Origin of the sequence: Alteromonas sp. IB21, from assembly GCF_016405965.1 — a bacterium.
Taxonomy (GTDB): Bacteria; Pseudomonadota; Gammaproteobacteria; order Enterobacterales; family Alteromonadaceae; genus Alteromonas.
Window position 1 is genome coordinate 41,276 of the sequence record NZ_JAEFCD010000034.1, and the last position, 10,834, is coordinate 52,109.

Sequence of the window (10,834 nt, forward strand, 5' to 3'; positions counted from 1 at the left end):
AGACGTTACGCTTTAACAGCTGGCTTTACGATTACATCGTTGCCAGTTGCGCCAGGTACGGCACCTTTTACAAGGATAAGGCCGTTCTCTACGTCAACACGTACAACTTCCAAAGACTGCGTAGTCACTTGCTTGTTACCAAGCTGACCAGCCATTTTCTTGCCTTTGAATACTTTACCTGGTGATTGGTTTTGGCCAATTGAACCAGGTGCGCGGTGTGACAAAGAGTTACCGTGTGTCATACGCTGTGAACTGAAGTTCCAGCGTTTGATAGCACCTTGGAAACCTTTACCTTTTGATGTACCAGTGACATCAATCTTTTTAGTGTCGTTAAAGATTTCAACAGTGATTTCACTGCCTACTTCGATATCGGCACCTTCGTTATCTTCTAAGCGGAATTCTACTAGAGTGCGTCCAGCTTCAACACCAGCTTTAGCAAAGTGACCTGCTTCAGCTTTGTTGATGCGGTTAGCTTTTTTAGTTCCAGCAGTAACCTGAAGAGCGCGATAACCGTCAGTTTCCTCAGTACGAAGCTGAGTAACACGGTTTGGGGTCGCTTCAATAACAGTCACAGGGATAGACGTACCATCTTCAGTGAAGATGCGAGTCATACCCACTTTACGACCGACTAGACCAATCGCCATTGTTATAACCCTCTCTTGTTAGCCCAGGCTGATTTGAACATCAACGCCAGCAGCCAAGTCCAAACGCATCAACGCGTCAACTGTTTTATCAGTTGGCTCGATGATGTCTACCAAACGCTTGTGAGTACGGATTTCATATTGATCACGCGCGTCTTTGTTAACGTGCGGAGAAATCAGAACTGTATAGCGTTCTTTGCGAGTAGGTAGAGGAATAGGACCACTTACCTGAGCACCAGTGCGTTTCGCAGTTTCAACGATTTCAGCCGTAGACTGATCGATCAACTTGTGATCAAACGCTTTCAAACGAATGCGAATTCTTTGATTTGGCATCGATTAAGCTCCAATCGAAAGAACAAAAAAATTCACCTTTTCTCTTCCATTTATTCCGGAAAGAAAAGATGTGCGTAAACCGATGGTTCCCTATCGGAACCCTGTTCTTTTTTCTAGCACGCCAGCAACAGCCTAATCAGTTATGATAAATCCGTTACTTCGGCAACCACCCTAAAAGCAGTGAGGTCGCGGCTAAAAATTCATGCCCGTATTGGGCAGTGGGCGCGAATTATACAGAAAGGAAGGAGCAATGCAAGAGGTAGTTTGCTTTTTATACACATATTTTTAGGCTATATAACTGTATGTAACTGTCTATAAGTAGTATTGTTGCTTTCTCGGTATGCGTATACCTTAGTACCCTACGAAGAAAATGATAAATAATTAGAAATGGACGGGCCGTCCTTGTTAGAAGTGAGAATATGGAAGTACTGAATAACCAGCAAACTTTTGCACAAATAAAACGTATCCTTAATAACCATTCCACACTTTTGGATGCGTACGGGTTGTTGGAGCCGATTATACTCGAGTTGTTCGGTGCCCAACGCATGAGTATTTTTCAGCGCCGACGTCAACACCAGGATTTAGTTGCTCGCTTTAAAACAGGTAAGGAAACACTTGAAATCAAGGTTCCTATCAGTCCCATGTCCATTGCTGGCTATGTTGCTCTATCTCAAAAAGCCGTAGTTATCGACGACCCATATAGTCCCACGTTGCTACAAAGTATTCACCCCCGTCTTCGTTTCGCGGATAGATTCGACAAAGACAGTGACTTCAGAACACAAAATATTCTCTGCGTTCCCATAATGAATGCGGGCGTCTTGATGGGTGTTATCCAAATCATCAACAAAGTAAATGGTGCTTTCACTGAGAACGACCTTAAACTCGGTAGCGCCCTTGCACTTATCCTTGGCGACAAGTTTAGATTTGAGTTAGGCGGCACCAATAATCCTTTCGATCTTCTTGTTCATAAAAGCCTTTTGGAAGAAGCAACGCTTAAAGATATTCAAGCGAGTACACCGGACATTCGGGTATTTATCCAGCGCCTAGTTTCAGAATACCGCATACCCGAGGACGAAATTGGCAACTCACTATCTATTCATTATCAAGTCCCATTTATTCCCTATTTGCCCGACAAGTACCACAGATTTGAAAACGAAAGTCGGCTAAATGTTTCTTACCTAAAAAGAAACTATGTTGCAGTTATTGCTGATGCGCACGACAAACCTATCGTGCTCATGGCAGAACCTAATAATGCAGCGCTGCTCATGGAAATTGAAAGTGCTATGGGTATTGATAGTTATGAAATAGCGGTGAGCCTTCCTAGCTTAATTCTGCAATACCTAGGTGAAAATACCGGCGGCGGTGGCCCTGGTGAGATGAGTGATATTCTAGATGAAATAAGCTCATCGAACGATGACAACGACGAGCAAATTGATGAGTTATCAGACGACGCGCCTGCCGTTGTTCGTTTGGTTAGCCGCATATTACATGACGCAAAACGACTTAATGCATCTGACATTCATATCGACCCGGAAAAAAATGCTCCAACACGCGTGCGCATGCGGGTAGATGGCGTCTGCCGTGACATGAACCAAGTGCCTAACTCTCACCATAGCGCCGTTATTGCACGTATAAAAATCATGTCTAACCTAAACATTGCGGAAAAGCGCGTACCGCAAGATGGAAAGCTCGCCTTTAGAATGAACGGGCAGCTGGTCGAAGTGCGGGTTGCCACAATTCCAACCGTCGCCGGTGAAGGAGTGGTAATGCGGATATTGGCGTCGGGTGGCGCCATGCCGATCGATAAGATGAACCTAGCACCAACAAATCGCGCGCGTCTCGAAGAAATGATTAAAAAGCCACACGGTATATTACTTGTGGTAGGGCCCACAGGTTCGGGTAAAACGACGACCCTTCACGCTATTTTGGGTTATTTAAATACGCCAGAGAAGAAGATTTGGACGGCAGAGGATCCTGTGGAAATTACCCAGCCAGGGCTTCAGCAGGTTCAAGTAAGCCCTAAGATTGGCTTTAACTTTGCTGCAGCGTTGCGCGCATTTTTACGTGCTGACCCCGATATTATTCTTATTGGTGAGATGCGTGATAAAGAGACCGCTCATGCGGGTATTGAAGCGTCTTTAACGGGTCACTTAGTGCTGTCGACACTGCATACTAACTCTGCCCCCGAAACCATTACCCGTTTACTCGACTTAGGCCTTGATCCAGTCAACTTCTCTGATGCTTGTGTGGGGATATTAGCACAGCGTCTTATTAGAACCTTGTGTGGTAGTTGCAAAGAGAAATACCTCGCTACCGAGACTGATATCGCGTTTATAGAGCGCCAGTACGGCAAGGAACTCATGTCAGAGCTAAACATCCAAACGCCTCTTGAACTCTACAAAGCAAAAGGATGCCAAGAGTGCGGCAATACAGGTTATAAAGGCCGAACCGGTGTCCATGAATTATTGGGTATGACACCGGAGCTTCGCTCTATGGTTTATAAAGAGGCGAGTGTCGCAGACATGAAGGCACAGGCAGCTAAAGATGGAATGCGTACGCTCGTTCAGGACGCCATTTACAAAGTGATCAAAGGTGACACCGACTTAGCACAGGTCCAGATTATAGGCGGTGAATAGCCTCCGGTTTTTTGGTGTAAAGATGGAATCTCAAAAGAACTGTACCTTTGCTCAGGTTATTTAGAGCAAAGTGTGTAGTACAAATATATAAAAAAGGAAAGGAAACCCTATGAACAGAAGACTCATTTTAGCTACAGCAATAACTTGTCTTAGCTTGTCTTTATCAGCAGTTGCGCAAGTAAAAACTAAAAATAATATCTGGAAGACCGAGTATATATCCACCTTAGAGCTAGGTTTACATGCATTGAAAGCGAAAAGGTATGACAAAGCGCTCGATAAACTAACCGAGTCAGCAAAAATGGGAAATAAAGAAGGCCAATTCTACCTTGCCCAAATGTACTTTCAAGGGTGGGGAACCCCTGTAAACTACGAAGAAGGTTGGTTATGGTTAAGTGTTGCTATGGAACAAAAAACTGCTGAATGGAATCGCTCTTATCGTCAAATCAAAAATTCGCTGCCAGAAGATTATATAGAAGCGTTAGAGCCATACGTGGATGAATACATGTCTTTATATGGTGCTGACGCACAAGATTTAAGATGTGAAAAACGAGCCGCTATTGGGTCTAATATTAAAGAGATCATTTGCGAAAAACGTTACTACTAACAACAAATAAAAATGCCGCCTATTCAAGACTGAATAAACGGCATTTCTTAGCTTGTATGGTGACCTACTTTTTCAAATATTCCCTGATCACGTAGTGCAGAATTCCACCGTTTTCAAAGTACGTAAACTCATTCGATGTATCAATTCTGATATCTATCATGAATGTAGTAGTTTTACCATCGTCAGTAACGGCTCTTACCTCTACCTCAGACTGCCCACGTTCAACGGCATCAATAGAGAAAGATTCATTACCTTTGAGATCTAAAGAACTTGCACTATCACCCTCTTTAAATTGCAATGGCAAAATACCCATTCCAATCAAATTCGAGCGGTGGATGCGTTCATAACTCTCGGCAAGAACTGCTTTGACTCCCATCAGCGATGGCCCTTTCGCAGCCCAATCTCGACTAGAGCCCGTACCATATTCTTTGCCACCGATAACGACAGCAGGTACACCTTCTTCTTTATAGCGCATTGCCGCATGGAAGATAGACATACTATCACCGCTTGGATAATGGGTAGTTGCACTGCCTCGGGTGCCTGGTGCTAATTGGTTTTGAAGACGTACGTTAGCGAACGTACCTCGCATCATGACTTCGTGATTACCTCTTCTCGAACCGTACGAGTTGAAATCCTTGGGATCAACGCCCTCTGCCTGAAGATACTCACCTGCTGGACTATCATTAGCAATGGCTCCCGCGGGTGATATATGATCAGTTGTAATTGAATCTCCTACTTTCACCAAGCATCGAGCGTTCTCTATCGCCGTCATTACCTCAGGCTCTTTCTCCATCACTTCAAAAAATGGAGGATGCTTGATATAGGTCGAATCAGGCCAATCGTAGACCGATGTTTTGCTTACCTCTAGCTCGTTCCACTCGCCGCTGCCTTTAAATACATCAGCATATTTTTCTTTAAATAAATCGCCTGTTACATTTTCAGCGATGTATTGCTGAATCTCTTCTTCGGTTGGCCAGATATCTTTCAAGTATACGGGCGCACCATCACTCGCTTTGCCAAGCGGCTCTTTAGTAATATCAATATTCATATTACCCGCAAGTGCATATGCAACAACAAGAGGTGGAGACGCGAGATAATTCGCCGCGACGTCTGGGTGGATTCGGCCTTCAAAATTACGGTTACCAGATAGCACAGAGGTGACGGTGAGTTTCGCCTTTCTAATCGCATCTGAGATAGCATCTGGCAGCGGGCCTGAGTTACCGATACACGTTGTACAACCATAGCCCACCAAGTTAAAGCCTAGTGATTCTAGCGGGTCCATAAGACCGGCATCTTCCAAATATTGCGTTACCACTTGAGAGCCTGGAGCAAGAGAGGTTTTTACCCAAGGCTTACGCGTTAGCCCCTTCTCTGCTGCCTTTTTGGCCAGCAGACCTGCACCAATGAGAACAGACGGGTTTGAGGTGTTCGTACAGCTCGTGATCGCAGCAATAACAATAGCGCCATCTTCAAGATTGAACTTACTTCCTCTAAATTCCACAAAAGAATCATGGTCTTCGTCAACATCGTCGGTCGTGCCTAGACCCGCCTCCGCGATTAGATCGGTTTCCTCATCTAGCACTTTTACGTCAATTTGAGAGCGATGCCATTCGTTAAATGCCTCTGCGGCATTGTCTAACGCTATGCGGTCTTGAGGGCGTTTCGGCCCTGCTAGAGAGGGAACGACTTCCTCTAAATTTAGTTCTAACGTTTCGTGATACTGTGCGTCTTTAGAGTGGTCGTCATGCCATAAGTGACTGAACTTCGCATAGGCTTCAACAAGTGCAATCTGATCTTCGTCTCTTCCCGTCAGACGCAAGTAATCCAGCGCTACATCGTCAATTGGAAAAATCCCGCATGTAGCACCGTACTCTGGCGCCATATTAGCGATAGTGGCACGATCCGCTGTTGTCAGATGCTTAAGACCCGGTCCATAGAATTCAACAAATTTTCCGACTACGCCATGTTCACGTAACTGTTGCGTAATAGTTAGCACCATGTCGGTGGCAGTGACGCCAGCAGGTAATTTACCTGAAAGCCTAAAGCCAACGACCTTAGGTAACAGCATAGTAACTGGCTGACCAAGCATTGCTGCTTCTGCTTCAATACCACCCACTCCCCAGCCCAGAACGCCGAGACCGTTGATCATAGTAGTGTGTGAATCAGTACCCACTAACGTATCCGGGTAGACTAGAGTCTCGCCATCTTGCTCTTTGGTGAAAGCACAGCGTGCTAGATACTCTAAATTAACCTGGTGAACAATACCGCGGCCAGGAGGAACAACTTTGAAATTGTCAAAGCTAGACTGCCCCCATTTCAAGAACTGATAGCGCTCTTTGTTTCGCTCTATTTCAATGTCGGTATTTTTTTCTAACGCATTTTCTTCAGCGAAGAAATCTACCATAACAGAATGGTCAATAACTAACTCGACTGGATTAAGCGGATTAATCGCTTGAGCATCTCCCCCTAGCCTATTAACCGCATCTCGCATAGCTGCGAGATCCACAATAGCTGGAACACCGGTGAAATCTTGCAATATAACGCGGGCAGGCACGAATGAAACTTCGTGGTCAGCGTGATTTTCAATATCCCATTTAGCAACTTGTTCAATATCGCTACTGTTAACGAATTCTTGGTCTTCGTGACGAATCAAGTTTTCTAAAAGAATTTTGATACAGAACGGAAGCCGGTCGAGCGCGTACTTACTACCTATACCGTCAAAATTAACCGCCTTGAAGCTTTTACCGTTAACCTCAAGCTGCGAAAAAGACTTATATGTCATACGCTCTCATCCTTCTTTGCCTGTTCATAATTTAAAATGACGATGATAAGTGATTACGTTAGTAGAATTTAAAGCTGTATCACTTAGTCGCTCTTAGTATGTATTTGTACGGCTGAAACATGAAAAAAAGTTCACCTAAAAACAGTATGCCTACTTCTTTTTGGAAAAGGCCAATATTTAGCTTCAGCCGTACAGTTAATAGGGTCACTCACAAAGCGTCAGCAGTTGAAATGACTGAGATTTTAAACAAGGGCAAATAACGTCATTATTAAAGTGGCTAATTGCAAATATTTCAAAACTGGTCGACCCAGTTTACAAATTAACAACAATTGTATTTTCTTATAAATCCGCAGAGGTTATGCTTGAAGACCAAGCCAAATAAGAAACCTTTGCTGCGTCTTCGCAATTATTGTTATTGAAGGTGTCGAGCAAAGATTAACAATAATAATGACGCTATCATGACACACCCGCTAGTTAAGAAATACAATTTAGAGCCGCACCCTGAAGGGGGGTTTTACCGTCAAGTGTTTCGTTCTGAACATGAGACAACATCATATGTTCATAATCAAACACGCCCCGCGCTAACCCATATCTATTTTCTTCTGTTGAAAGGCCAGGTCAGTCGCTTTCATCGAGTACTGCACGATGAAGTGTGGAACCACTATGAGGGCGCGCCACTTCAATTATTTCAATTAGAGAATCAACAAATATGGGAGCGCCGCATCGGTGGAGGGGACAACGAATATGTAGAAGTTGTGAAAGCGGGAAATTTCCAAGCAGCTGCGACTATGGGTGAGTATTCACTTGTTGGGTGTTCTGTGGCACCGGGTTTCGATTTTAAAGACTTTAGTTTTATCGAAGAGCCATCCATGCAAGAGTGGATAAAAGTTGCACATCCTGATCTTATGCGTTTCATCTAAGCCTCAATAATAGCTTTTCGGGTACACATCTTACCTGCGATTTTGTGTTAGCTTGAACTGGATTTTTCTACGCTGATCGAGGATGATAACAGCAGTTTTTTAAATATACGTCTGAACGTCCATTTTCTGGCAGTATCTCAGACTATTTCACTCAAACGCCGCAGGTAACTCAACTATGTATAAATTGGTACTTATTCGTCATGGAGAAAGTCAGTGGAACTTGGAAAACCGTTTCACAGGCTGGCACGACGTTGATTTGACCGACACAGGTGTAGCACAAGCAAAAACCGCAGGTCAGCTTCTAAAAGACGCTGGATTTACATTCGATCAGGCATATACTTCTGTCCTTTTGCGTGCAATTAAAACGCTTAACATTGCACTAGAAGAGATGGGTCAACATTACCTTCCCGTCGAGCGTCACTGGCGTTTGAACGAGCGTCACTATGGCGCGCTTACCGGCTTAGATAAGGCAGAAACTGCAGCCAAGCACGGTGAAGAGCAGGTTAAAATCTGGCGTCGTAGCTTTGATATTCCACCTCCTGCGGTAGAAGATGACAGCGAGCACTTCCCGGGTCACGATCCACGTTACAATAACGTAGATTCCGATATCCTGCCACGTGGTGAGAGCCTTAAACTAACTATCGAACGCGTATTGCCTTACTGGCATGACGTCATTCGTCCGGACATCCAAGCCGGCAAACGCGTAATCATTGCCGCCCATGGTAACAGCCTTCGCGCACTAGTTAAGTATCTAGATGGCATGTCAGATGACGAAGTATTAGGTCTAAACATTCCTACAGGTGTTCCACTTGTATACGAATTAGATGAGAACCTGAAGCCAATTTCTAAAGAGTATCTTGGCGACGCTGACGCTATTAAAGCAATGATGGATGCAGTAGCTAAACAAGGCCAAGCGAAGTAAGCTTAAACCTACTAAACACTAAAAAGCCTGCTTAAGCAGGCTTTTTTATGGATATCGGTTAAGACTAATTTGGTACTTTCACCAACCAGTTGTGGGTATCTTCCGCTTTACCCCATTGGATATCATTTAACGCTTGTCTAAGCTTCATTGTCACTGGGCCAGCTTCGCCGTTACCAACCTGATACTCTTTATCGTTGTGAATAAAAGTTCCTACTGGGGTAAGGACGGCCGCTGTGCCTGAAAGGGCAGCTTCAGTATTAGGTTTCGCTGAGCGTTCTAGTAGTTCTTCAACTGTGATATCGCGCTCACTAACCGACATGCCATGGTCTTTAGCTATCTGTAGGATAGTTGCACGGGTAACACCATGCAAGAAGCTAGAATCTAGGCCCTTAGTGATGATTTCATTACCGTCAATAAGTAAGAAATTAGCAGCACCTGTTTCCTGAACATCACCATTTGGGCAAAACAAAATTTGGTCAGCCTGTACTTCTTTTCTCGCCTTAAGAATAGGAGGCAAAGCACTAGCGTAGTTGCCGCCACTCTTCACCATACCCATATGTGGCGCGCAGCGCATACCGGTTTCATCTAATAACAATCTTAGTGGCTTCAGGCCGCCTGCGAAGTAATCACCTACCGGTGACAACAGAACATACAGCATGGATGTAGCTGATGGCGCAGCCGCTTTACCAATTGATGCTTCTGTACCGATGTGAGTCGGACGGATGTACATAGAGCCTGGAGGTTCAGGCACTTCAGATGCGTATTTAGCAACAATATCAATTATCATCTTTTCTACCTGAGCTTTGTCTATTTCAGGCAAGTTTAAAAGACGACTACTTTGAGCAAAACGCTCAATATTCTTATCCATTCTAAAAATATTAATACTGCCATCTTCATGTTTAAAAGCCTTTAAGCCTTCAAAGCATGTGCTTGAATAATGGAGTACGTGAGCGCCCGGATGAAGTTGAATGCTGTTAGCACTGACAAATTCGGTGTCAGTCCATTGATCGTTGACAAAGGTAGCAAGCGCCATTTCTGGCATGAATACTGTACCGAATACGGCCATTAGTTCGTCCTATTTACTTCGACTAAAATGATATTCGCAAGAGTTTACCAAAAAACCTACACATTGCTAAAAGTAAGTCGATTCTATTAAGGCTTTTATCGAATAAGACCGTCTATGAATACTGACAGTAAGAAAAATTAAGGGTCCAAAAAGCAAAGAAATATGCTTTAGATGTTAGCTTTTCTGCTTAGCGTAAATCTTGAATGGTTACTGTTTTCCTTCTAGCGCTTTTTCTAGTAACTGCTCTATTCGTTGAACGCTTTCAATAAGTATCTTCAAATCATGGTTTCCATCGGCTTTTTCTTTAGGCAACGCGCTATTATTTGTTAGTAACTTGTCTTTTTGCGACAAGATTGTCTCTCTGAATGCATCGGCGTCATTGATACCAATAAGTGAAACTAAGGCGCCTTGCGCCGATTGCCCTGCAGTTTCGAATGACAACCGGTATAAATTGAAGACACGCATTAACGGCCCTTGGACCATAGCAACATCTGTTATCTTCTCTAAAGGAATAGACTTCTCTTCTTTATTAAACACGCCTCGTTTTACGACCAGCTTTCGCTCAGTCACAACGGCTGACATAGCGGCCAGTATTTTTCCACTGATCAGGAGAAACAAGGGAATGGATATAATCATGAAAGGTATACCTACTATAGTGATAGACGACACCAATAGTAAACTTGAAAGCCAGTAGGTTTTTACCGCAGGATTAAAGGTGGCTTCAAATATTACTCTATCAGACATCATCAGTTCCTTTTAGTTGGATATCTTCAAGTATAACCCTAACGAGTGCGAGAAATGGTAAACAATTTCCTGATTATTATTGAAGCGCTAAGTATTAGCTTTTGAAGTCAGAGTACATTTCTTTGCTGCAGAAAGCAAAAAACCCGCCGTTAGGCGGGTTTCTTTTAATGGGACCTGGCAGTGTCC

9 protein-coding genes are annotated in these 10,834 nt (G+C 43.9%); 4 read left to right on the forward strand and 5 right to left on the reverse strand.

The features are described 5' to 3' along the window. Nucleotides 1-5: 5 nt before the first annotated feature. The gene (gene rplC, locus JC525_RS18040) at nucleotides 6-644 is read right to left on the reverse strand and encodes a 50S ribosomal protein L3 (protein WP_025256850.1); all 639 of its coding nucleotides are present in this window, start codon (nucleotides 642-644) and stop codon (nucleotides 6-8) included. An 18-nt stretch (nucleotides 645-662) separates the two neighbouring features. Continuing rightward, a complete protein-coding gene (gene rpsJ / locus JC525_RS18045) occupies nucleotides 663-974 on the reverse strand; it encodes a 30S ribosomal protein S10 (protein ID WP_010179497.1) in 312 nt (103 codons plus the stop codon). A 419-nt stretch (nucleotides 975-1,393) separates the two neighbouring features. Between rpsJ and JC525_RS18050 the strand changes: the two genes are divergently transcribed. After that, nucleotides 1,394-3,610 (forward strand): GspE/PulE family protein, encoded by a 2,217-nt coding sequence (locus JC525_RS18050; protein WP_198817223.1) that lies wholly within the window; start codon nucleotides 1,394-1,396, stop codon nucleotides 3,608-3,610. Between the two features lie 109 nt (nucleotides 3,611-3,719). Further along, nucleotides 3,720-4,214: a sel1 repeat family protein gene (locus JC525_RS18055; protein ID WP_198817225.1), complete on the forward strand. Its 495-nt coding sequence runs from the start codon at nucleotides 3,720-3,722 to the stop codon at nucleotides 4,212-4,214. A 64-nt stretch (nucleotides 4,215-4,278) separates the two neighbouring features. On the opposite strand, the gene acnA is transcribed toward JC525_RS18055, so the two are convergent. Next, on the reverse strand, nucleotides 4,279-6,996 hold the full coding sequence (gene acnA, locus JC525_RS18060; RefSeq protein ID WP_198817232.1) for an aconitate hydratase AcnA: 2,718 nt from the start codon (nucleotides 6,994-6,996) through the stop codon (nucleotides 4,279-4,281). A gap of 458 nt (nucleotides 6,997-7,454) precedes the next feature. On the opposite strand from acnA, the gene JC525_RS18065 reads away from it, so the two are divergent. Both JC525_RS18065 and gpmA read left to right on the forward strand, forming a co-directional pair. Next, nucleotides 7,455-7,916, forward strand: a complete 462-nt coding sequence (locus JC525_RS18065) for a cupin domain-containing protein (RefSeq protein WP_198817234.1) — start codon at nucleotides 7,455-7,457, stop codon at nucleotides 7,914-7,916. A gap of 175 nt (nucleotides 7,917-8,091) precedes the next feature. Then, nucleotides 8,092-8,838, forward strand: a complete 747-nt coding sequence (gpmA, locus tag JC525_RS18070) for a 2,3-diphosphoglycerate-dependent phosphoglycerate mutase (RefSeq protein WP_105930590.1) — start codon at nucleotides 8,092-8,094, stop codon at nucleotides 8,836-8,838. Between the two features lie 64 nt (nucleotides 8,839-8,902). Here gpmA and JC525_RS18075 read toward each other — a convergent pair whose 3' ends face one another. Both JC525_RS18075 and JC525_RS18080 read right to left on the reverse strand, forming a co-directional pair. After that, nucleotides 8,903-9,904 (reverse strand): branched-chain amino acid aminotransferase, encoded by a 1,002-nt coding sequence (locus JC525_RS18075; protein ID WP_198817236.1) that lies wholly within the window; start codon nucleotides 9,902-9,904, stop codon nucleotides 8,903-8,905. 207 nt (nucleotides 9,905-10,111) lie between these two features. Further along, entirely contained in the window at nucleotides 10,112-10,648 is a 537-nt protein-coding gene (locus tag JC525_RS18080) for a PH domain-containing protein (protein ID WP_198817238.1), read from the reverse strand. Between the last annotated feature and the right edge of the window lie 186 nt (nucleotides 10,649-10,834).

Excerpts from the sequence above, each read along its gene's own strand:
- JC525_RS18065 (WP_198817234.1), top strand. The coding sequence starts at position 7,455 with ATGACACACCCGCTAGTTAAGAAATACAATTTAGAGCCGCACCCTGAA.
- acnA (WP_198817232.1), bottom strand. The coding sequence starts at position 6,996 with ATGACATATAAGTCTTTTTCGCAGCTTGAGGTTAACGGTAAAAGCTTC.
- JC525_RS18050 (WP_198817223.1), top strand. The coding sequence starts at position 1,394 with ATGGAAGTACTGAATAACCAGCAAACTTTTGCACAAATAAAACGTATC.
- rplC (WP_025256850.1), bottom strand. The coding sequence starts at position 644 with ATGGCGATTGGTCTAGTCGGTCGTAAAGTGGGTATGACTCGCATCTTC.
- JC525_RS18055 (WP_198817225.1), top strand. The coding sequence starts at position 3,720 with ATGAACAGAAGACTCATTTTAGCTACAGCAATAACTTGTCTTAGCTTG.
- gpmA (WP_105930590.1), top strand. The coding sequence starts at position 8,092 with ATGTATAAATTGGTACTTATTCGTCATGGAGAAAGTCAGTGGAACTTG.
- rpsJ (WP_010179497.1), bottom strand. The coding sequence starts at position 974 with ATGCCAAATCAAAGAATTCGCATTCGTTTGAAAGCGTTTGATCACAAG.
- JC525_RS18080 (WP_198817238.1), bottom strand. The coding sequence starts at position 10,648 with ATGTCTGATAGAGTAATATTTGAAGCCACCTTTAATCCTGCGGTAAAA.
- JC525_RS18075 (WP_198817236.1), bottom strand. The coding sequence starts at position 9,904 with ATGGCCGTATTCGGTACAGTATTCATGCCAGAAATGGCGCTTGCTACC.